Origin of the sequence: Microbacterium suaedae (assembly GCF_003254645.1) — a bacterium.
GTDB lineage: Bacteria > Actinomycetota > Actinomycetes > Actinomycetales > Microbacteriaceae > Microbacterium > Microbacterium suaedae.
Window position 1 is genome coordinate 135,932 of record NZ_PNFD01000001.1, and the last position, 20,873, is coordinate 156,804.

Genomic DNA, 20,873 nt, shown 5'->3' on the forward strand with positions numbered 1-20,873 from the left:
TCCGACATACGAGCTTCAACGACCGCGTTCGCCGTCAGCGTGCGGCGGCGCCGCCGGTGTCGCACCTGCCATAGAGTTGAGACGTCCCCGAACGGGGCGACAGGCGCGACGAAAGGCACGACCCGTGGATATCCGCATCGGCATGATGAACACCGGCCGCGAGCTCAGCTTCACCTCCGACGAGACCGCCGAGGCCGTCGCGACGAAGGTCGACGAGGCTCTGACGAAGGAGACCTCGCTGTCGCTCACGGATGAGAAGGGCACTCGTTACATCATTCCTTCGGGCGCCCTCGCGTTCGTCGAGGTCGGCTCGGAGGAGACACGCCGCGTCGGCTTCGTCGCCTGAGGCGCAGGATGTACATCCTCCTCGCCCTCATCGTCGCCGCGGCAGTCGGCACCGCTGCGCACTTCACGCTGCCCGGGCGGGATCTGCGCGGATCGACGCTCCCGGCGGCGATCGCCGTCAGTTCCGCGGCGGCGATCTACGCCGTCTCCACGTGGACGCTCGGAGAGGCGAGCGTGTGGACATGGGTCGTCTCTCTCATCGCGCCCGCCGTGATCGCCGTCGGCGCGACGCTCGGGATCGTCGCCGCACGTCGGCGCGCGGATGCCGCGGAACGCGAGAGGCTGCGCATCTAGCTCAGAGCCAGCGCGAGAAGGCTGCCGTCAGGCGGCGAGCCCGAGGGCGCTCATCCGCTCGGAGTGCGCCGTGACGAGCGCCGTGAACACGGGCTCGACCTTCTCCTCGTCCTCGAGATCGAGACGTGACGGACGCAGGGCCGCGCGGGCGACGAGCAGCGTGTCGCCGACCAGGCGACGAGCCCACATGGACAGCAGGCCGCGCATCTCCTCGTCACCGCGGATCGTTTCCGCGAGGAGATCGGTGATCTGCTGACGGTCGTGCCCCGCGCGGAGAACCCGCGCCGCACGACGGCCTGTTTCGCCGTAGCTCGACGCGAGGGCGAGGTAGAAGTCGTCGAGCATTCCGGCCGTGATGTGCACGGTCAGCATGGTCTCGCGCGGGCGCGCGCCGATCGTCTTCCGTCGGAACTGGTCGAGCGGCTTGCGGAAGGGTTCCATGAGATCGGTCGGATCCGCCCCACGGTCGCGGATGATCTCGACGATCCCTCGGTGCTTCGCCAACGCGGCGCCAGCGGCCAACGACAGTGCTTCCTTCTCGTCGAGATCGGGCGTGCGCCGGATGAGTCGGGTGAGCGTCTCGAAATAGCCGAGCTGGAGATACGCAGCCTGGCCGAGGAACACCTCGACGTCGGGCGCGAGCTCCGAGAAGTCGACTCGGATCGCGTCGCCGCGCTCCCCGCGAGACCGCAGCCGCAGCATGCGGACGGGGCGGCGGCGCCGCCAGAACCAGTTCACCACGGCACCAGCGTATCGGCCGATCAGCACCGTGAGGGTACGCTGGTGCCAGCCCCGGCACCGGATCGGGGCACCGCGCCTGTGGCAGATACGTGGAGGCGTGGACGTCACAACCGGCGGCAGCCGCGCCCGACGGGCGCCGCTTCCCCGAGACAGGCAGTTCTCAGACATGACATCGTTCGCCGATCTCGCGATCGACCAGGACATCGTCGACCAGCTCACAGCGAAGGGCATCGAGGACGCGTTCCCGATCCAGGAGCAGACGATCCCCATCTCCCTCCCGGGGCAGGACGTCATCGGCCAGGCCAAGACGGGAACGGGCAAGACCTTCGGCTTCGGGATCCCTGTCGTCCAGCGGCTCGGCCTCGATCCCGCCCCGGGCGTCAAGGCTCTCATCGTCGTCCCCACGCGCGAGCTCGCGACGCAGGTGTACGAGGACATGGATCTGCTCACGCGAGGACGCTCGACGAGCGTCGTCGCGATCTACGGCGGAAAGGCCTACGAGGGACAGATCGAGCAGCTGAAGGCCGGCGCCCAGATCGTGGTCGGGACGCCCGGCCGCCTCATCGACCTCGCCGGTCAGGGGCTGCTCGACCTCTCGAATGCCGTCGAAGTCGTGCTCGACGAGGCCGACAAGATGCTCGACCTCGGCTTCCTCGCCGACATCGAGAAGATCTTCCAGAAAGTGTCGCAGAAGCGGCACACGCAGCTGTTCAGCGCCACCATGCCGGGGCCGATCGTCGCTCTCGCACGGCGCTTCATGTCGAATCCGATCCACATCCGCGCCTCCGATCCCGATGAGGGGCTCACCCAGGCGAACATCCGTCACATCATCTACCGGGCGCACCAGCTCGACAAAGATGAGGTCATCGGCCGCATCCTGCAGGCCGAGGGGCGCGGGAAGACCGTCATCTTCACTCGCACGAAGCGGGCCGCGCAGCGCCTGATCGACGAGCTCGGCGACCGCGGTTTCTCCGTCGGCGGCGTGCACGGCGACATGGGACAGGAACAGCGCGAGCGTTCCATGGCTGCCTTCAAGGCCGGGAAGCGCGACGTCATGGTCGCGACCGACGTCGCCGCCCGCGGGATCGACGTCAACGATGTCTCGCACGTCATCAATCACACGATCCCCGACGATGAGAAGACCTACCTGCACCGTGCGGGCCGCACGGGACGCGCCGGCCGCGAGGGCATCGCCGTGACGTTCGTCGACTGGGACGACCTCCACAAATGGGCGCTCATCAACCGCGCCCTCGACTTCGGCCAGCCCGAGCCCGTCGAGACGTACTCGACGAGTCCCCACCTCTACAGCGAGCTGAACATCCCCGAGGGGACGAAGGGCCGCATCGCGAAGGCTCCCGCGAAGAAAGATGGGCAGAAGGCCGACGGCGACCGGCCGCGGCGCCGGCGCCGCCCCTCGAGCGGTGCCCCGGAGGGCTCCACCGAGAAGCAGGCCGGCGAAGGAACCCACGACGGCGCGGGCAAGGAGCACCACGATGGCAAGCCGGCTCCCGCGCGCCGTCGCCGCCGTCGCCGCCGCACCTCGGGTCAGACCCAGCAGGGCGCCTGATCGGCGCGGAGGAGATCGCCTCGCCGCGACGCGAGACGTTCTCCTCCGTGTCAGCCGAAAACTGGTTCGGCGCCGGTCCCGGCGTGCACGATGCGCTCGAGCATGACCGGATCCGTGGTGTGCTCACCGAGGACGTTCGGCTTCCCCGCGCCGTGATAGTCACTGGATCCCGTCACGATGAGGTTCCGCGCGTCGGCGATCTCACGCAGGCGCGCAGCTCCCTGCGCCGAGTTCTCCCGATGTCCGAGTTCGAACCCCGCGAGACCGGCGTCGAGGAGCTCACGGATGGCCTCGTCGGACAGCATTCCGCGACCGGCCGGATGCGCGATGATCGCAACCCCTCCCGCCCCGACCAGCGCGCGCACGACATCGGCAGGCTTCGGTGCGAGATGGCCGACGTAGTATCGGCCGGCAGGGTGCAACGGCCCCCGAAACGCCTCTTCGCGGTCGGCGACATGGCCGGCGGCGACCAGCGCATCGGCGATATGAGGGCGCCCGATCGTCGCATCGCCCGACCGCTGCGCGAGCACGTCGTCCCACGTCAGCGGATAGTCGCGCGAGAGATTTCCCACGAGACGCTCCGCGCGACCCAGCCGATCATCGCGCACGCGGCTCATCAGTGAGGCGAGCGGCGCGTCCGTCGGATCGAACAGGTAGCCGAGCACATGCACGCCGCCCCCGCGGTGCTTCGACGAGAACTCCGCGCCCGGCAGCAGCCCCATGCCCGTCTCGCGAGCGGCGGAGGCAGCTTCCTCCCATCCGCTCACGGTGTCGTGATCTGTCAACCCGATGAGGCCGAGACCCGCCGCGCGCGCTTGTCGAACCACTTCTCGAGGACTCTCGGTGCCATCGGAGCGATTCGAATGCACGTGCAGATCCGCGGGCGAAGGCAGGGAATCGGACACGAGAGGATCCTACGTCCCGGGCGCACCGCGATCCCCATCGGTCTCAGCCGCCACACCCCGACGACTGCGGAATCTCTCAGGACGTCTGCGTAGGCTCGCCCCGTGCTGCGCTCGCTGGGTGTCCTCATCACCGTGCTTTTCGCGTGCGCCGCCGCCGTCGTGACCTGGCCGCAGTTCTTTCACCTCGAGACGACGCTCCCCTTCGCGCATCTCGCTGCACTGCGCGGGGCCGCGGTCGCGATCTTCGCCGTCCTCTCCGTGCTCTTTCTGCTTCTCGCAGCATCTCGCCGAATGCGCGGATTCGCGCTCTCGATGGCCATCGTCAGCATCCTCGCGTCCGTCTGCGGCGGGATCCTGCTCGGCCTCCGCGGCTACGGCGCAGCCACTCTGCCCGACAAGGGCGAGACGAGCGTGCGCGTCATGACGTGGAACACCGCCGGAAACGCGACCGGTTCACAGACGATCGCCCAGACGGCCGTCGCGATGGAGGCCGACATCGTCGCCCTGCCAGAGACGGCCGAGGGCGTGGGCGAGGAAGTCGCCGTCCTGATGCGCGAGCTGGGCCATCCGATGTGGGTGCACACCGAGGCATACAACGAAGAGGTCGACTACGGGCCACAGGCCTGGCAGACGACGCTGCTCATCTCCCCCGAACTGGGCGACTACGCGGTCATCGATGCCTCGAGCGACGGCACCACGATGCTCCCGTCGGCAGTGGCGATGCCGATCGACGGAGACGGGCCGATCGTCGTCGCCGCGCACGCGGTCGCGCCGCAGCCGAACTATATGGAGTCCTGGCGGAGCGACCTGAGGTGGCTGGCCGATCAGTGCGTCGACGGCAACGTCATCATGCTCGGCGATTTCAATGCGACGATCGACAACATGGCCGCGTTCGGCGCGGGCGACGGCGACATGGGCTGGTGCCGCGACACCGCCGTGCGGACGGGCAACGGTGCCGTTGGAACCTGGCCCACCTCCCTGCCCACGATCCTCGGCTCCCCCATCGATCATGTGCTGACTTCGGCGACGTGGAATCCGACGGGATCGGTCGTCCTCACGAATCTTGACGACGCGGGCAGCGACCACCGCCCCCTCGTCGTGCAGCTCGAGCCCGCCCCCTGAGTCGTGCGCCGCCCGCGGCGCGTGGTGAGACACTGGAGACATGACTTCCACGGGTGAGACGACCGAAAAGAGCGCAGACACGACCGATGAGGCGTCGGACGGCTCGAACACGAACCGCCGCCAGCCGTTCCCTCAGGGCTTCCTCGACACGATCTCGACGGGATGGGCTGAACGCCCCGATTCCCTTCCCGCACCGCGCGACGTCGCGCCGTTCTCGGCCCGCCGGCGCGAACGTCTCAGCGAGCAGTTCACGGGGCGCCGCCTCGTGGTCCCTGCCGGCGGATTCACGCAGCGCAGCAACGACACTGACTATCCGTTCCGGGCGCACTCCGCGTTCTCCCATCTGACGGGCTGGGGCGCCGACGCGGTCGCCGATTCCGTGCTCGTCTTCGAACCGACGGACGACGGACACGACGTCACGCTGTACGTGCGCGATCGCGCCACGCGCGAGTCGGAGGAGTTCTACCGCAACGCCGCGATCGGCGAGTTCTGGGTCGGGCCGCGGCCCTCGCTCGCCGCGGTCGCCGCCGACCTCGGCATCGCGACCGATCACCTGGAGAACTTCCGGCCGAGCTCCGACGACCTCGTCATCGATGAGCACGAGGGCCTCACGAGCGCGGTATCCGAGCTGCGTCTCGAAAAGGACGAGTACGAGCTCGAGCAGATGCGCCTCGCCGTCGCGGCGACGGCGAAGGGCTTCGACGACATCGTGCGCGAACTTCCGCGCGTGATCGAGCACCCCCGCGGAGAACGCATCGTGGAGGGCGTGTTCCACCTGCGCGCGCGCAGCGACGGAAACTGGGAGGGATACGACACGATCGCGGCCTCCGGCCCGCACGCGTGCTACCTGCATTGGACGCGCAACGACGGCGCGGTCGTGCCCGGCGACCTCATCCTCATCGACGCCGGCGTCGAGCTCGACAGCCTCTACACAGCCGACATCACGCGCACGCTCCCCGTGAACGGAACCTTCTCACCGATCCAGCGCAAGATCTACGAGACGGTGCGCGAAGCGGCCGACGCGGCCTTCGCCGCGGCACGACCGGGGATGAAGTTCCGCGAACTGCACAACACGGCGATGCGCGTCATCGCCGAGCGGACGGCCGAGTGGGGCCTGCTCCCCGTGACGGCCGAAGAGGCCCTCGACGCAGACCGCGGCGGCCACCAGCGCCGCTACATGGTGCACGGCACGAGCCACCACCTCGGTCTGGACGTGCACGACTGCGCGCAGGCTCGTCGCGAGATGTACTACGAGGGCGAGGTCACGCCGGGCATGGTCTTCACGATCGAGCCGGGGCTGTACTTCCAGATCGACGACGAGACCGTTCCAGCCGAGTACCGCGGCATCGGCGTGCGCATCGAGGACGACATCCTCATGACCGAGGACGGCCCCGTCAATCTCTCGGGCGACATGCCCCGGACGGCTGACGAGATCGAAGCCTGGATCGCTCAGTCGCGCGACTGAGTCTCGTCATTCGGCTCGGCGGATCCGTTCTCCGGATCCGTCGGGCCCGCCTTCGTCTCGGGTGCAGAGGCCTGCGAGGAATCGGACGGCGTCGTCGAGGGATGCTGCGAATCCGACGGCGCCGCCTGCCGTGAAGCGTCCGCGATACGGATTCCGTAGCGAGGCGGTTCATTCGACGGCGGCGCGACAACCTGGGTGCGGGGCTTCGTCGTGCCGAGCAGGCGGCGCGCCTCGGAGACGTGCGCATGCGAGACCGCGACCTCGTAGTGGTCGGCGGAGACGGTCATGACGCTCGCGAAGTCGCGGCGGCGGCGCACGATCGAGTATGTGAGGATTCGGAAGAGCATGCCGAACCCCACGCCGATCAGCAGGATGCCGCCGATCATCGCCATGTCCAGCTGCGGCATCCAGATGACGGTGAACGCGGCGAAGAGCAAGCCCAGCATGATGCCGTTGAGTGCGCCCTGCCAGGCGGAGCGCGCCCACCCCAGACGCCCCGTCACCTTCTCGACGGAGCGTAGAGCGCTCCCCACGATCGCGATGTCGCGGGCCGGGATGTTCTGCTCGATCAGCTTCGACACCGCCTTCTGCGCACCCTCGTACTTCGCGTAGGTCGCGACGGTCTCCCCGACCTCTGGGGCCGGTGCGGCGGCGTTCATCATGCTCATGACCCGATTGTCCCACGGGTGCTTCGCCTCTTTCCATGTGCGACCTATGCGCCCGCTGTGAGGGCCCGATCGGATCGCAACGAGTCGAACCCGCAGATCGGACGACTACGCTGGTGGCGTGAGTACGCAGAGGGTCTTCGTTGGACGATTGTCCGGCTGCCCCGTCTTCGATCCGGCGGGTGATCGGCTGGGGAAGGTGCGCGATGTCGTGATCGTGTACCGGAGCTCCGGCGCGCCCCGCGTGATCGGCCTCGTGCTGGAGATCCCCGGTCGGCGGCAGGTCTTCGTGTCGATCGGGCGGGTCACCTCGATCGCTCAGGGTCAGGTCATCACCACGGGCCTCATCAACGTGCGTCGCTTTCAGCCACGCGCCGACGAGCGCCGGATCATCGCCGAAGTGATCGGTCGCCGCGTCGATCTGCGCGACGGATCCGGCACGGCGACAATCGAGGACGTCGGCATCGAGCCGAACCGCCTCGGCGAGTGGGCGATCGGCCAGCTGTTCCTGCGACGCCCGCGCACCGGCGGATCCCCGTTTTCGAAGGGCCCGACAACCTTTGCGAGCTGGTCACAGGTCCGCGAGCAGAAGGCGCCCGGCGAGGCCCAGTCGGCAGAGGACCTCGCGCAGCGGTACGCGGAGCTGCGTCCCGCCGACCTCGCCAACACGCTGCTCGACCTTCCGTCGGAACGCAAGATCGAGGTCGTGGCCGAGCTGAGCGACGAACGCCTCGCCGATGCTCTGGAAGAGATGCCCGAGGACGAGCAGGTCCGAATCCTCGAGGCGATCGGCGACGAGCGTGCGGCCGACGTGCTCGATGCGATGGATCCGGACGATGCGGCGGACGTGCTCGCCGAGCTCGGCGACGAGCGCAGCGAGGAACTCCTGCAGATGATGGAGCCCGCGGAAGCCGACGACGTGCGTCTCATCCTCCGCTACGGCGCCGACACGGCCGGCGGTCTCATGACGACCGAGCCGATCATCCTTCCCGCCGACGCGACGATCGCCGAGGCGCTCGCGCTCATTCGGCGACACGAACTCCACCCCGCCCTCGCTGCGAGCGTGTTCGTGACGCTGCCGCCCTATGAGACCCCGACCGGCCGCTATCTGGGCGCCGTGCATTTCCAGCGCATGCTGCGCTATCCCCCGCACGAGCGCATCGGCGCGATTCTCGATGACTCCATCGAACCCGTTCGGGGCGAGGCACCCGGCGCCGAGGTCGCGCGCCGCCTCGCGAGCTACGACCTCGTTTCGGTTCCCGTCGTCGACTCGGCGCACCACCTGCTCGGCGCGGTCACGGTCGACGACATCCTCGACTCGCTGCTGCCCGATGACTGGCGCTCCCACGACGAGGACGAGCCGATCCCGACCATGACCGGCTCGATCCGGACGGTGAGCGACTGATGGCGCGCTCGACGGGCCGCGGCTTCCTGCGAGGACGCCGCCCGAGCCTCGGCGAAGAGAGCCCCGCCGCAAGCGACCGTTTCGGACGCGCGACCGAATGGATCGCGCGCGCCATGGGAACACCGTGGTTCCTCGTGATCCTCACGGTGTTCTGCCTCGCCTGGATGGCCTGGAACACGATCGCTCCCGAGGAGTGGCGATTCGATTCGGCGGCGATCGGCTTCACAGCTCTCACACTCATCCTGTCGCTCCAGGCGTCGTACGCGGCACCCCTCATCCTGCTCGCGCAGAACCGGCAGGATGACCGCGACCGCGTGGCGCTCGAGAACGACCGTCAACGAGCCGAGCGCAACCTCGCTGACACCGAGTACCTCGCGCGTGAGATCGTGGCCCTGCGCCTCACCCTCGAGTCGCTCGAGAAGAGCACTGTGAGCCGCGAGACGCTGCGCGAGGAACTCGCCCAGGCGCTGGGCGCGCTCGACGACACCCCCGACGCATCGGAGAACCGCTGAAGATGACATCCGCCCCGTTGGCCGACCGGGTGCGCGAGGCCGTGGGCCGCGTCACCGACCCCGAGCTGCGCCGCCCCCTGTCGGAGCTCGACATGGTGCGCGATGTGACGGCATCGGGTGAGGACGTCCACGTCGCGATCGATCTCACGATCGTCGGCTGCCCCGCCTCCGACCGCATCGAGCGTGACGTGCGCGTGGCGGCAGAGAGCGTCGCCGGGGAGGGCCGCGCGACGGTCGAGCTCGGCGTGATGACGCCCGAGCAGCGCCAGGCGCTCACGGAACGACTCCGCGGTCCCCAGAAACGCAATCCGTTCGGCGAAGGAACCCTGACGCGCGTCATCGCGGTCACGAGCGGCAAGGGTGGCGTCGGAAAATCCACCGTCACCGCGAATCTCGCGGTATCGCTCGCGCGCCGCGGCCTCAAGGTCGGGCTCATCGACGCGGATGTGCACGGCTTCTCGATCCCGCAGCTGCTCGGGCTCGTGACCGACGGCGTGGCTCCGTCGCCGACGCAGGTGGGCGAGCTGATCCTGCCACCGGTCGCGCACGACGTGAAGACGATCTCGATCGGGATGTTCCTTCGCCAATCCGACGGCTCGACGCCGGGCGCTGTCATGTGGCGCGGACCCATGCTGCACCGCACGCTGCAGCAGTTCCTCACGGACGTGTTCTTCGGCGACCTCGACGTGCTGCTGCTCGACATGCCGCCCGGCACCGGCGATATCGCCATCTCGGCGGGCCACCTGCTGCCCGGAGCCGACGTGCTCGTGGTGACGACGCCGCAGCCCGCCGCGTCAGACGTCGCGATCCGATCCGGACTCGTCGCGCGCGAGGTCGGGCAACGCGTCATCGGCGTCGTCGAGAACATGGCCGCGATGACGATGCCCGACGGATCGAGTATGGATCTGTTCGGCTCCGGCGGCGGTGCGGAGGTCGCGCGTGCCCTCTCCACAGACGAGGAGGATGTCGCGGTTCTCGCGTCGATACCCCTCAGCCCCGCCTTGCGTTCCGACGGTGATGCCGGAGAGCCGATCGTCGTCGCGCACCCGGAGGATCCGAGCGCGATGGAGATCGAAGCGCTCGCCGACCGCGTCGTGGAGACCGGGCGCGGCGTGCTCGCAGGTCGGAAGCTGCCTGTCCGGACGAAGTAGATCGAGTCAGGTCGCCTCGTCGTCGTATGGGGGCGGATCCTCGGCCGAGAACGACTTCGCCACGAGCGGGGTCGTGCGCGGCGGTTGAACGGTCGCGGCGGTCGTCGTGCGGTTCGCCGACGGCTCATCGTCTTCGAGCAGGGCCTCGCGGATGATCCGACGGGGGTCGTACTGGCGCGGATCGAGCCGCTTCCAGTCGACGTCCTTCATCTCGTCGCCCATCTCCTCTTCGACGCGCGAGCGCGCGCCGCGCGCGTAGTCGCGCACACCGCGCACCGTGCGACCGAGCCATTCCGCTGCCTGCGGGAGGCGCTCGGGACCGATGAGGATCGCCGCGATGACCGCGATGAGGACGACCTTCTCGATCGCGAACCCGCTGAACATACCCCTCAGATTAGCGTCGTTCGGCGGAGCTCCCTGACAGCGCGGTGGTCGTAGTCTGGGGGGCATGACCCTGAGTGCTGTCGCCCGATTCGTCCGCGAGGCGATCGTCGAACCCGATCACATCGCCCGTGCACGCCAGACCGCCCTCGAACTGGGCGCCGCGCCCGTGAGTGCATCGGTCGGATCACAGTGCGCCGTCGTCGCCGCGGCATCAGGCGCACGCACGATGATCGAGATCGGCACGGGTGCCGGCGTGTCGGGCCTCTGGCTGATGCACGGCGCGCCCCAGGCGGTCCTGACGACCATCGACAGCGAGCCCGAGCACCTCGCCGCCGCGCGAGCCGCGTTCTCCTCCTCGAGCGTTCCCGTCTCGCGGGCGCGCTTCATCACGGGGCGCGCCGCCGATGTCCTCCCCCGCATGAACGAGGCGGCATACGACATCGTCCTCATCGATGCGGATCCCGAGAACGTCATCGACTACGTCGCGCACGGCCTGCGTCTGGCGCGCCCGGGCGGCACCGTTCTCGTTCCGCGCGTGCTCGCGGGTGGGCGCGTCGCAGACCCCGTCGCGCGCGATCCCCGCACCTCCGATCTTCGGAGCCTCATCACCGAGACGCTCGGCTCCGATCAGGTCGTCTCGTCATTGTCGACCCTCGACGAGGGCCTGCTGCAGATCGCAACCCGACGAACGGCGGAGGGCCGGACCCCCTGACGGGTATCCGGCCCTCCGATCGGCGAGAGACAGCTCAGGCTGCTTCCACTGCAGTGCCCAGCACGCGGTGGAGCTCCTTCGCCTCCTCGTCGTTCACCGACACGACGAGGCGTCCGCCGCCCTCGAGCGGCACGCGGACGATGATGAGGCGCCCCTCCTTGACGGCCTCCATGGGTCCGTCTCCGGTGCGCGGCTTCATAGCAGCCATAGTTGGCTCCCCTTCCTGATTGGTCCCCTTCAGTCTATCGCCCAGCGGATTCCCACCTCTGCGCGAATCGCTCGAATCTCGGGCGATATCGCGCGGAATCACGGCACAAGGAAGTACGTATTCCCGTGTCCGTACATCGCGTGGATCCAGGCGAACTGCGCCACCGTGCAGGCGCCGAGGACCGCGATCCGCCCCCAGGTCCGCGGCACCGCCACCGCGACGGCACCCCAGAGAGGGGCGAGCGGGAAGAGCAGTCGCAGCGTGCTCGACTGCGGGAACAGCACGAGGGCGAGGTAGACGAGGCAGCTCGCCACCCACAGGCGCGTCTCGGTCCCCAGGGTGCGCACGCTGGGGAGGGCGAAGAGGCCCACGGCACCGGCAACGAGCGCCGCGAGAATAGCGTATCCCGCCCACTCGGGGATCCCCCAGATCCCCGCCCAGACGGCGGCCCCCTGCAGCCATCCCTCGCCGGGGACGAAGCCGCTCGCATCGGATCCGAGCCAGCCGCGGCGCCAGGCGAGCTCCGTTGCGAAGTACGCCGAGGGGTCGCCCGTCGCAGTGTTCGCGATCACCGGCCACGCGAAGCCGACGACCGTCCCCAGGGCGCCGAGGGCAAGGATGTGCACGATCTCTGCGCGGCGGATCGGATCGTCTCGACGATGAAGGATCCGCCAGATGCCGAGCAGGGCGATCGTGAGCGGCAGGGCGAGCTCCCCCGGCCGAGTGAAGCCCATCGCGGGGATGAGCGCGTAGAGCGGCCACCACACCCGTTTCGCGAGGCACACGAGCGCCCACATCGCGAGCGCGAGGAACAGGGCCTCCGCGTACGCGACCTGGAAGAGCAGACCGAGCGGTCCCGCGGCGGCAAAGGCGACGGCCCAGAGGGCGGCGTCCGCGCCGATCCGATCCACGAGAAGTGTGTGAATCGCGAGGCACGCGGCGCCGCCCGCGACGAGAGAGACGAGCGCCGCGCAGGCACCCCACGCGTTCGCGACGGCCCACACGTCGTCTGAGCCGAACCCCGCGCCGGGCACGATGGCTGCGAGCACCCGCGCGATCGCAGGGAAGATCGGCATGAACGCCCATGCGTTCTGCTGCACCTCCCCGTTCGAGGTCGGCAGTTCCGTCGGATAACCGTTCAGGGCGATCTCGCGATACCACGCACCGTCCCACGCCACGATGTAGTCGAACAGCGACGGATCTGAGCCGTGCCGCCCGTCGACGGGTGCGAGCGCCGTGCTCACGAGCGCGAGGGCGGTCGTCACGAGCCGTGCGGCGGCGTACACGGCAAGAACCCGCGCCCACGCGGGAAGCGCCGTGAACCGCGCGACGGCCGACGCCTCCCGCGTCAGGCGCCCGTCAGCCATCCCCGAAGACCCCGCTCGACGTCCTCGATCTCGCTGATGCGTACGCGCTCCTCGTCGTGGTGCGCGAGCTGGCCGTCTCCGGGGCCGTAGTTCACGGCGGGGATGCCGAGTTCGCTGAATCGCGCGACGTCGGTCCAGCCGTACTTCGGCTTCGGCACACCACCGACCGCCGCCGCGAACGACTGCGCGATCGGCGCGTCGAGTCCGGGGCGCGCGGCGGGCGAGAGATCGGTGATCTCGACCTCGTACTCATCGAAGAGGCGCCGCACGTAGGCGACGGCCTCCTCCGTCGACTTGTCCGGCGCGAAGCGGAAGTTGACCTCGACCTCGCAGGCGTCGGGGATCACGTTGCCTGCGACGCCGCCCGAGATGCGCACGGCATTCAGTCCCTCGCGATAGGCCAGCCCCTCGACTTCGACGGTCTTCGCCGTGTAGCCGGCGAGCTTGTTCAGGATCGGAGCCGCGAAGTGGATCGCGTTCTCCCCCATCCAGGAGCGCGCGCTGTGCGACCGGATCCCCGATGTACGCACGATGGCGCGCAGGGTGCCGTTGCACCCGCCCTCGATGCCACCATTCGACGGTTCGCCGAGGATCGCGAAGTCGCCCACGAGCAGATCGGGGCGCGTGCGCGCGAGGCGCCCGAGCCCGTTCTTCGTCGCCTCGACCTCTTCGTGGTCGTACCAGACCCAGGTGATGTCGAACGCGGGCTCCGTGAGCTCGGCCGCGAGCTTCAGCTGCACCGCGACGCCCGACTTCATGTCGACGGTGCCGCGCCCCCAGATGAGGGCCTCGCCGTTCTCTGTGACGTCGCGTGTCGGGAGATTCTCGGAGATGGGGACGGTGTCGAGGTGCCCCGCGATGATGACGCGCTGCGCGCGACCCAGGCTCGTCCGCGCGATGACAGCGTCGCCGTCGCGGATGACCTCCAGGTGGTCGCACGCGCCGAGCGAGGCGACAACCGCATCGGCCAGGGCCTTCTCGTCTCCCGATTCGCTCGGGATGTCGCAGATGGCGCGGGTGATGTCGGCAGACGACGCGGTGAGATCGAGCATGCGTCCCAGCCTATTCGGCGCAGGTGATCTCGCCGAGTCTCGGTAGCCTGGATGCCATGACTGACACGCGCTGGGCTTCCGGCGTCGGCATCGCGACCATCGCGTCCGACGGCACGGTTCTCGACACCTGGTACCCCTCTCCCGCCCTCTCCCCCCTCTCCGCCCGCGACGTCTCCACCGAGCGCGACGCGCTCGCTCGGCAGACCGGTCCCGACGATCGACGCGATGTCGTGACCGATGTCGTCGAGATCGAGGTCGACCTCGACGCGCCGGTCGGCTCGACGAGCGACGCCTACCTCCGGCTGCACGCGCTTTCCCACCTGCTCGTCGCGCCCAACGAGATCAGCCTCGAAGGCATCTTCGCGCATCTTCCGAACAATGCGTGGACGAATGCGGGCCCCGCGACGCCCGCGTTCGCCGCCGCGAACCTCCCCACGCTCCGACGCGCCGGCATCCAGGTGTACGCGCAGGACAAGTTCCCGCGGATGACCGACTACGTGCTCCCCGAGGGAGTGCGCATCGGCGATGCATCGCGGATCCGCCTGGGCGCCCACCTCGCCCCCGGAACCGTCGTCATGCACGAGGGTTTCGTGAACTTCAACGCTGGGACGGTCGGATCCTCGATGGTCGAGGGGCGCATCTCGCAGGGAGTCGTCGTCGGCGACGGATCCGATATCGGCGGCGGTGCCTCGATCATGGGCACGCTCTCGGGCGGCGGAACGCATCGCGTCTCGATCGGCGAGCGCACGCTGCTCGGGGCGAACGCGGGGCTCGGCATCTCGCTCGGAGACGACTGCGTCGTCGAGGCGGGCCTCTACGTCACGGCAGGAACGAAGATCGTCCTCGCCGACGAGCCGAAGACCGCCGATGGCGCGCCCCAGATCGTCAAGGGTGCGCAGCTGTCGGGTGTGAACGGACTGCTGTTCCTCCGCAACTCGGTCACGGGATCCATCGAGGCGCGCAGGCGCCAGGGGGTCGGTGTGACGCTCAACGAGACGCTGCACGCCTAGCAGCACACACGAAAAGGCGGCCGCACTCCTTCCGAGGAGAACGGCCGCCTTTTTCGTGGGGCTTACTTGCCGGGGTACTGGCGTTCGGGCGAGCCCGTGTACAGCTGCTGCGGGCGGCCGATCTTGCCACGGCGGTCGAGGTTGCCCTCGCGCCACTGCGCGAGCCACCCAGGCAGGCGGCCGATGGCGAACAGCACCGTGAACACGCGCATGGGGAAGCCCATGGCCTTGTAGATGACGCCCGTGTAGAAGTCGACGTTCGGGTAGAGGTTGCGCGCCTGGAAGTACTCATCGCTCAGCGCGAGCTCCTCGAGCTCCTTCGCCAGGTCGAGAAGCGGGTCGTTGACGCCGAGAGCGGCGAGAACCTCGTCGGCCGACTGCTTGACGATCTTCGCGCGCGGGTCGTAGTTCTTGTAGACGCGGTGCCCGAAGCCCATGAGCTTCACGCCGTCTTCCTTGTTCTTCACGCGCTCGACGAAGCGCTTCACGCCCTCGCCCGAGTCGCGGATCTGGCCGAGCATGTTCAGCACAGCCTCGTTGGCGCCACCGTGCAGCGGGCCGGACAGTGCCTGGATGCCCGCGGAGATCGACGCGAACTGGTCGGCACCCGTCGAGCCCACGAGGCGCACCGTCGAGGTCGAGGCGTTCTGCTCGTGGTCCTCGTGGAGGATGAGAAGGCGCTCGAGGGCACGCGCCATGACCGGGTCGACCTCGTACGGCTCTGCCATGTTTCCGAAGTTGAGGCGCAGGAAGTTCTCGACATAGCCGAGGGAGTTGTCGGGGTACAGGAAAGCCTGACCGGACGACGTCTTGTGCGCGTACGCCGCGATGACCGGGAGCTTGGCGAGCAGACGGATGATGTTCGTCTCGACGTGCTCGGGGTTGTCGGGGTCGGACTGTCCCTCGTAGTACGTCGAGAGGGCCGAGGTGGCGGACGACAGGACGGCCATCGGATGCGCGCCGGACGGCAGCGCCGAGAAGAAGCGCTTGAGGTCCTCGTGGAGCAGGGTGTGGCGACGAATCTTGTCGTCGAACTCCGCGAGCTCGTCGGCCGTGGGCAGCTCGCCGTAGATGAGCAGCCACGCCACCTCGAGGAAGCTCGCGTTCTCGGCGAGCTGGTCGATCGGATATCCGCGGTAGCGCAGGATTCCGGCTTCGCCGTCGATGTACGTGATGTCGGACATCGTCGACGACGTGTTGACGAATCCGTAGTCGAGAGCGGTGTATCCGGTCTGCTTGGAGAGGGTCGAGACGTCGATCGCGGGCTTCCCGTCGACGGCCGGCAGCACCGGGAACTCTGCGATCTTCTCACCGACGGTCAGCGTGGCCTTCTCGGGCAGGTTTCCCGCGTCGCTCACGGCGCCTCCTCGTGGGTTGTGTCTTCGATCCAACGTTGGATTCGCCCGCGGGTTCTGCGGACATCCCGCCATAGCCTACCGGCCCCCGGGGGCAACTGTGAAAATCGGCAATCTTGCCGGGAATCCCCCTGTGGATCCCTACGAAATCTCAGTCGGCGACGGCCCGCAAGCGCTCCGAGGCCGCGCGGGCACGCTCGTCGGAGACTGTCAGCGACAGACGCACATGTCGAGGAAAGAAGTCTCCGTAGAAGACGCCCGGACCCGCGAGGATCCCGAGCTCGGCGAGCCGGGCCATCGACTCCCACGCGTCGCGATCCTCCGTCGCCCACAGGTAGAGCCCCGCTTCGCTCCCCTCGACGCGGAAACCCGCCTCTTCGATGGCGGGCTTGAGCAGCTCACGCCGCGCGCGATAGATCTCCCGCTGGTGTGCGACGTGCTCATCGTCGCCCAGCGCGACAGCCATGGCGTGCTGCACGGGCGCGGGCGGCATGAGCCCGAGGTGCTTGCGGTTCTTCAGCAGCTGCGCGACGATCCGCCCGCAGCCGGCCACGAACGCGGCCCGGTACCCAGCGAGATTCGACTGCTTGCTGAGCGAGTAGACGCTGAGAAGGTTCTTGCGCGAATCGCCCGCGACACGGGGATCCAGCACGCTCGGCACGCGCTCCGTCGCCCACGGGCCGTCCCAGCCGAGCTCGGCGTAGCACTCGTCGCTCGCGAGCACGGCGCCGAGCTCACGCGCCCTCTCGACGGCGGCGCGCAGCTCGTCTGCACTCCACACCCGCCCGTCGGGATTGCCCGGGGAGTTGATCCAGACGAGCTTCGTCTCCTCGGGCCACTCGGCGGGATCGTCGGAGGGAACCGGTGTCGCCCCCGCGACGCGCGCGCCGACGTCGTAGGTCGGATACGCGGCTCGCGGGTGGACGACGACATCGCCTTCGCCGAGGCCCAGCAGGGTCGGCAGGAGCGCGACGAGTTCCTTGGATCCGATCGTCGGGAGAACATTGCGCTCTTCGAGACCCGGAACACCGCGTCGGCGCGCGAACCAGTCGCAGATCGCCGAGCGGACCTCCGGCGTGCCCGCCGCAGTCGGATAGCCGTGCGCGTCGGTCGCTTCGACAAGCGCATCGCGGATGATCCGCGGCGTCGGATCGACGGGCGAACCGATCGACAGATCGCAGATGCCGTCAGGATGCTCCGCGGCGCGCTCGCGGTACGGCGTGACCTTGTCCCACGGGTAGTCGTCGAGGTCGCCGATCGCCATCGCGCTACTCGCCCTGCGGCGGCAGCGCGGAGATGACCGGGTGATCCTTCGCGATCACACCCACCTTCGCGGCGCCGCCCGGCGAGCCCACGTCCTCGAAGAACTCGACGTTGGCCTTGTAGTAGTCCTCCCACTCATCGGGGAGGTCATCTTCGTAGTAGATCGCCTCGACGGGGCACACGGGCTCGCACGCGCCGCAGTCGACGCACTCGTCGGGGTGGATATAGAGGCTTCGTTCACCCTCATAGATGCAGTCGACCGGGCACTCATCGATGCAGGCGCGGTCTTTGACGTCCACGCAGGGAAGGGCGATCACGTAAGTCACGTCAACGATTCTACGCGGGCCGCGGGGCAAGCGCTCCGAAGGCGAGCCTTAGTGTTTCGCCTCGTTACCCGTGCGGATGCGCGGCCATGCCGCCACGAGGAGCACGACGCCCGTCAGCACAAGCGACCACGCGATTCCGAACGGGAACTCGCCCTCCGCGGCCTGCGGGACGACGACGGATCCGCCCGGGCCGCGGCCCGAGAACACGACGAGCGCGCCGAGCATGCCGAGGCCGCAGGCCAGGACCGCTCCCCTGTCCTCGATGAGCAGGCGCACCGCGAGCATGAGCCCCAGGCAGCCAAGGCCCGCGACGATCATGCCGACGGGCGCCCAGCCCACCGTGAACGGGTGCGAGATCGTGCCCGCGACGCCGAACACGGCTCCCGCCGCGAAGGCGAGGATCCATGCCACGGCGCGCGCGAGCAGACCCGGGGGCATGGGTGCGCTCAGCCCTGACGCTTGCGGCGCGCGGCGTCGCGGCCGCGCTGCGTCTGGTCGAGCACAACCTTGCGGATGCGCACGGCTTCGGGCGTGACCTCGACGCACTCGTCCTCGGCCGCGAACTCGAGCGACTCCTCGAGCGAGAGGATGCGCGGGGGCGTCAGCGACTCGAACGAGTCGGCCGTCGCGGAGCGCATGTTCGTGAGCTTCTTCTCCTTCGTGATGTTCACGTCCATGTCGTCGGCGCGCGAGTTCTCGCCGACAACCATGCCCTCGTACACCTCTTCCGTGGGCTTCACGAAGAACGACATGCGCTCCTGCAGGGCGATCATCGCGAACGGCGTGACGGCACCCGCACGGTCGGCGACGATGGATCCCGCCTGGCGCGCGACGATCTCGCCCGCCCACTCGCTGTAGCCATGAGAGATCGCGTTCGCGATGCCCGTGCCACGGGTGACCGAAAGGAACTGCGTGCGGAAGCCGATGAGACCGCGCGACGGGACGATGAACTCCATGCGGATCCATCCGGTGCCGTGGTTCGTCATCGACTCCATGCGGCCCTTGCGCGCCGCGAGCAGCTGGGTGATCGATCCGAGGTGCTCTTCGGGCACGTCGATCGTGAGGTGCTCGTAAGGCTCGGTGGTCTTGCCGTTCTCGTCCTTGCGCGTGACGACCTGCGGCTTGCCGACGGTGAGCTCGAAGCCCTCACGACGCATGTTCTCGACGAGGATCGCGAGCTGCAGCTCGCCGCGGCCCTGCACCTCCCATGTGTCGGGCTTGCCGATGTCGTTGACGCGGATCGACATGTTACCGATGAGCTCACGGTCGAGGCGGTCCTTCACCATGCGTCCCGTGAGCTTGTGCCCCTTGACCTTGCCGACGAGCGGCGACGTGTTCGTGCCGATCGTCATCGAGATGCTCGGCTCGTCCACCGTGATCTGCGGAAGGGGGCGGATGTCCTCGGGGTCGGCGATCGTCTCGCCGATCATGATGTCCTCGAAGCCGGCGATGACGGCGATGTCCCCCGGGCCGGCCTGCTCGGCCGGGTAGCGGTCGAGCGCCTTCGTCATCTGCAGCTCGGTGATGCGCGCGTTGCGGGTCGTGCCATCGCGGCGCACCCAGGCGACCGTCTGACCCTTCTTGAGCGTGCCGTTGAACACGCGCAGCAGCGCGAGACGGCCGAGGAACGACGACGAGTCGAGGTTCGTCACCCATGCCTGCAGGGGGGCTTCGTCGTCGTACGTCGGGGCAGGAACGTGCTCGAGGATCGCCTCGAACAGCGGCTCAAGGTCGTCGTTGTCGGGAAGCGAGCCGTCGGCGGGCCGCGTGCGGCTCGCGGCGCCCGCGCGACCCGAGGCGTACACGACCGGCACGTCGAGCAGCGCGTCGACGTCGAGGTCGGGCACGTCGTCGGCGAGGTCACCCGCGAGGCCGAGCAGCAGGTCCTGGGCCTCGCCCTCGACCTCCTCGATGCGCGCGTCGGGGCGGTCAGTCTTGTTCACGAGCAGGATCACCGGAAGCTTCGCCTCGAGCGCCTTGCGCAGCACGAAACGGGTCTGCGGCAGCGGGCCCTCCGACGCGTCGACGAGGAGCACGACGCCGTGCACCATCGACAGACCGCGCTCGACCTCGCCGCCGAAGTCGGCGTGGCCCGGGGTGTCGATCACGTTGATCGTGATGGGCTCGTCGGTGTGCTCGCCGTTGTAGGTGATCGCCGTGTTCTTGGCGAGGATCGTGATCCCCTTTTCGCGCTCGAGATCATTCGAGTCCATGGCGCGTTCGTCGACGTGCTCGTGTGCCCCGAAGGAACCGGTCTGCCGCAGCATGGCATCGACCAGAGTGGTCTTGCCGTGGTCGACGTGAGCGACGATCGCGACGTTGCGGAGATCTGAACGGTGGGCAAGCGCCATGAAGGGATCCTTCTGGGTTGGTGAAGCGCCCCGAAACCAGGGCAATCCATCCTATCGTCTCCCTCTCGGACGAATGCTGGGCAGTCACACCCCGAGCGAGAAGCCGCCCGTCTGGAGGAGCGAGAAGGCGATCCACGCCGCGAGCACGACGCCCACCGCGACGGCGCGCCACTCCCACGTGCGCGTCACGACGCCGGATCCGCCCGCGGCGTTCGCGTGCAGGCGCTGGAGCTGCTCGATCTCGACCTCCGCCGGATCCTCCGAGGCACGCTTGAGGGAACGATGCAGGCGGCGCGAGGATCCACCCCACGCCGTGACCCGCGTGCCGTCGCGCAGCTCGAACTCGGCGCTGTAACGCAGGCGCACGCCGGAGACGGCCGACCACGGCAGCTCGACGATACGCAGCAGGTTGAACAGGCGGGCCCCCTTCTCGTCGGCCTCGACGCGAGGGATCGTCTGGAAGACCCACACCACCCAGAGAATCGCCAGCAGCCACGGCGCAACGAGGAATGCGTCCCACGCACCGGCGCGCACCGCCATGTCGATGAGCAGATATCCGCACACGACGGCGGCGATGCCGAGCCACACCCATCCCATGACGGAGCGGAACACGAGCTTCTCAGCGGATTCGGGCATACGCACTAGCTTACGAAACGGCGCTGGGCGCCCTCCT

General features: G+C 68.6%; 23 protein-coding genes. 10 read left to right on the forward strand and 13 right to left on the reverse strand.

Annotated elements, in window-relative coordinates:
- The first annotated feature begins 124 nt into the window (after window positions 1–124).
- Together C0012_RS00615 and C0012_RS00620 are read left to right on the forward strand one after the other, a co-directional pair.
- Window positions 125–346, forward strand: a complete 222-nt coding sequence (locus tag C0012_RS00615) for a DUF3107 domain-containing protein (protein ID WP_110588679.1) — start codon at window positions 125–127, stop codon at window positions 344–346.
- An 8-nt stretch (window positions 347–354) separates the two neighbouring features.
- Complete coding sequence (locus C0012_RS00620; protein ID WP_110588678.1) at window positions 355–639, forward strand: hypothetical protein; 285 nt, start codon at window positions 355–357, stop codon at window positions 637–639.
- Window positions 640–666: 27 nt separating this feature from the next.
- Here C0012_RS00620 and C0012_RS00625 read toward each other — a convergent pair whose 3' ends face one another.
- On the reverse strand, window positions 667–1,380 hold the full coding sequence (locus C0012_RS00625) for a ferritin-like fold-containing protein (RefSeq protein WP_110588677.1): 714 nt from the start codon (window positions 1,378–1,380) through the stop codon (window positions 667–669).
- Between the two features lie 166 nt (window positions 1,381–1,546).
- On the opposite strand from C0012_RS00625, the gene C0012_RS00630 reads away from it, so the two are divergent.
- The gene (locus C0012_RS00630) at window positions 1,547–2,947 is read left to right on the forward strand and encodes a DEAD/DEAH box helicase (RefSeq protein WP_110588676.1); all 1,401 of its coding nucleotides are present in this window, start codon (window positions 1,547–1,549) and stop codon (window positions 2,945–2,947) included.
- A 50-nt stretch (window positions 2,948–2,997) separates the two neighbouring features.
- Here the strand turns inward: C0012_RS00630 and C0012_RS00635 are convergent, their stop codons facing one another.
- Window positions 2,998–3,852: a PHP domain-containing protein gene (locus C0012_RS00635; RefSeq protein WP_110588675.1), complete on the reverse strand. Its 855-nt coding sequence runs from the start codon at window positions 3,850–3,852 to the stop codon at window positions 2,998–3,000.
- A 102-nt stretch (window positions 3,853–3,954) separates the two neighbouring features.
- On the opposite strand from C0012_RS00635, the gene C0012_RS00640 reads away from it, so the two are divergent.
- Both C0012_RS00640 and C0012_RS00645 read left to right on the forward strand, forming a co-directional pair.
- Window positions 3,955–4,974, forward strand: coding sequence for an endonuclease/exonuclease/phosphatase family protein (locus C0012_RS00640; RefSeq protein ID WP_110588674.1), 1,020 nt, complete (start codon window positions 3,955–3,957; stop codon window positions 4,972–4,974).
- Between the two features lie 40 nt (window positions 4,975–5,014).
- On the forward strand, window positions 5,015–6,439 hold the full coding sequence (locus C0012_RS00645; RefSeq protein ID WP_110588673.1) for an aminopeptidase P family protein: 1,425 nt from the start codon (window positions 5,015–5,017) through the stop codon (window positions 6,437–6,439).
- On the opposite strand, the gene C0012_RS00650 is transcribed toward C0012_RS00645, so the two are convergent.
- Complete coding sequence (locus C0012_RS00650; protein ID WP_110588672.1) at window positions 6,424–7,107, reverse strand: general stress protein; 684 nt, start codon at window positions 7,105–7,107, stop codon at window positions 6,424–6,426. The two genes, C0012_RS00645 and C0012_RS00650, sit on opposite strands and share 16 nt — an antisense overlap.
- 118 nt (window positions 7,108–7,225) lie before the next feature.
- Here C0012_RS00650 and C0012_RS00655 point away from each other — a divergent pair, with 118 nt between their 5' ends.
- The 3 genes from C0012_RS00655 to C0012_RS00665 are packed head-to-tail and all read left to right on the forward strand — an operon-like array spanning window position 7,226 to window position 10,172.
- Window positions 7,226–8,509 carry a magnesium transporter MgtE N-terminal domain-containing protein gene (locus tag C0012_RS00655; protein ID WP_110588671.1) on the forward strand — a complete coding sequence of 428 codons (1,284 nt, stop codon included), beginning with the start codon at window positions 7,226–7,228 and terminating at the stop codon, window positions 8,507–8,509.
- A complete protein-coding gene (locus tag C0012_RS00660) occupies window positions 8,509–9,021 on the forward strand; it encodes a DUF1003 domain-containing protein (RefSeq protein WP_110588670.1) in 513 nt (170 codons plus the stop codon). Before C0012_RS00655 ends, C0012_RS00660 begins: the two co-directional genes overlap by 1 nt.
- 2 nt (window positions 9,022–9,023) lie before the next feature.
- Window positions 9,024–10,172, forward strand: a complete 1,149-nt coding sequence (locus tag C0012_RS00665; protein ID WP_110588669.1) for an Mrp/NBP35 family ATP-binding protein — start codon at window positions 9,024–9,026, stop codon at window positions 10,170–10,172.
- A gap of 6 nt (window positions 10,173–10,178) precedes the next feature.
- Here the strand turns inward: C0012_RS00665 and C0012_RS00670 are convergent, their stop codons facing one another.
- On the reverse strand, window positions 10,179–10,556 hold the full coding sequence (locus C0012_RS00670) for a twin-arginine translocase TatA/TatE family subunit (protein ID WP_110588668.1): 378 nt from the start codon (window positions 10,554–10,556) through the stop codon (window positions 10,179–10,181).
- Window positions 10,557–10,620: 64 nt separating this feature from the next.
- Between C0012_RS00670 and C0012_RS00675 the strand changes: the two genes are divergently transcribed.
- A complete protein-coding gene (locus C0012_RS00675; protein WP_110588667.1) occupies window positions 10,621–11,268 on the forward strand; it encodes an O-methyltransferase in 648 nt (215 codons plus the stop codon).
- 34 nt (window positions 11,269–11,302) lie between these two features.
- On the opposite strand, the gene C0012_RS00680 is transcribed toward C0012_RS00675, so the two are convergent.
- The 3 genes from C0012_RS00680 to dapE form a co-directional block, all read right to left on the reverse strand.
- Window positions 11,303–11,476, reverse strand: a complete 174-nt coding sequence (locus C0012_RS00680) for a DUF3117 domain-containing protein (protein ID WP_110588666.1) — start codon at window positions 11,474–11,476, stop codon at window positions 11,303–11,305.
- Window positions 11,477–11,574: 98 nt separating this feature from the next.
- Window positions 11,575–12,843, reverse strand: coding sequence for a hypothetical protein (locus tag C0012_RS00685; RefSeq protein WP_110588665.1), 1,269 nt, complete (start codon window positions 12,841–12,843; stop codon window positions 11,575–11,577).
- Window positions 12,825–13,895, reverse strand: a complete 1,071-nt coding sequence (dapE, locus tag C0012_RS00690) for a succinyl-diaminopimelate desuccinylase (protein WP_110588664.1) — start codon at window positions 13,893–13,895, stop codon at window positions 12,825–12,827. The genes C0012_RS00685 and dapE overlap by 19 nt, the downstream gene beginning before the upstream one ends.
- A 56-nt stretch (window positions 13,896–13,951) precedes the next feature.
- Here dapE and dapD point away from each other — a divergent pair, with 56 nt between their 5' ends.
- The gene (dapD, locus tag C0012_RS00695) at window positions 13,952–14,905 is read left to right on the forward strand and encodes a 2,3,4,5-tetrahydropyridine-2,6-dicarboxylate N-succinyltransferase (RefSeq protein ID WP_110588663.1); all 954 of its coding nucleotides are present in this window, start codon (window positions 13,952–13,954) and stop codon (window positions 14,903–14,905) included.
- 62 nt (window positions 14,906–14,967) lie between these two features.
- On the opposite strand, the gene C0012_RS00700 is transcribed toward dapD, so the two are convergent.
- The 6 genes from C0012_RS00700 to C0012_RS00725 form a co-directional block, all read right to left on the reverse strand.
- Window positions 14,968–16,263 (reverse strand): citrate synthase, encoded by a 1,296-nt coding sequence (locus C0012_RS00700; protein ID WP_110588662.1) that lies wholly within the window; start codon window positions 16,261–16,263, stop codon window positions 14,968–14,970.
- A gap of 148 nt (window positions 16,264–16,411) precedes the next feature.
- Window positions 16,412–17,524, reverse strand: a complete 1,113-nt coding sequence (gene dapC, locus C0012_RS00705; protein WP_110588661.1) for a succinyldiaminopimelate transaminase — start codon at window positions 17,522–17,524, stop codon at window positions 16,412–16,414.
- A gap of 4 nt (window positions 17,525–17,528) precedes the next feature.
- Window positions 17,529–17,849 (reverse strand): ferredoxin, encoded by a 321-nt coding sequence (gene fdxA / locus C0012_RS00710; RefSeq protein ID WP_110588660.1) that lies wholly within the window; start codon window positions 17,847–17,849, stop codon window positions 17,529–17,531.
- A 48-nt stretch (window positions 17,850–17,897) separates the two neighbouring features.
- Window positions 17,898–18,287, reverse strand: coding sequence for a histidinol dehydrogenase (locus C0012_RS15325; protein ID WP_162621817.1), 390 nt, complete (start codon window positions 18,285–18,287; stop codon window positions 17,898–17,900).
- Between the two features lie 8 nt (window positions 18,288–18,295).
- Window positions 18,296–20,200 carry a translational GTPase TypA gene (gene typA / locus C0012_RS00720; protein WP_110588658.1) on the reverse strand — a complete coding sequence of 635 codons (1,905 nt, stop codon included), beginning with the start codon at window positions 20,198–20,200 and terminating at the stop codon, window positions 18,296–18,298.
- Between the two features lie 84 nt (window positions 20,201–20,284).
- Window positions 20,285–20,836 carry a PH domain-containing protein gene (locus C0012_RS00725; protein WP_110588657.1) on the reverse strand — a complete coding sequence of 184 codons (552 nt, stop codon included), beginning with the start codon at window positions 20,834–20,836 and terminating at the stop codon, window positions 20,285–20,287.
- Window positions 20,837–20,873 lie beyond the last annotated feature (37 nt).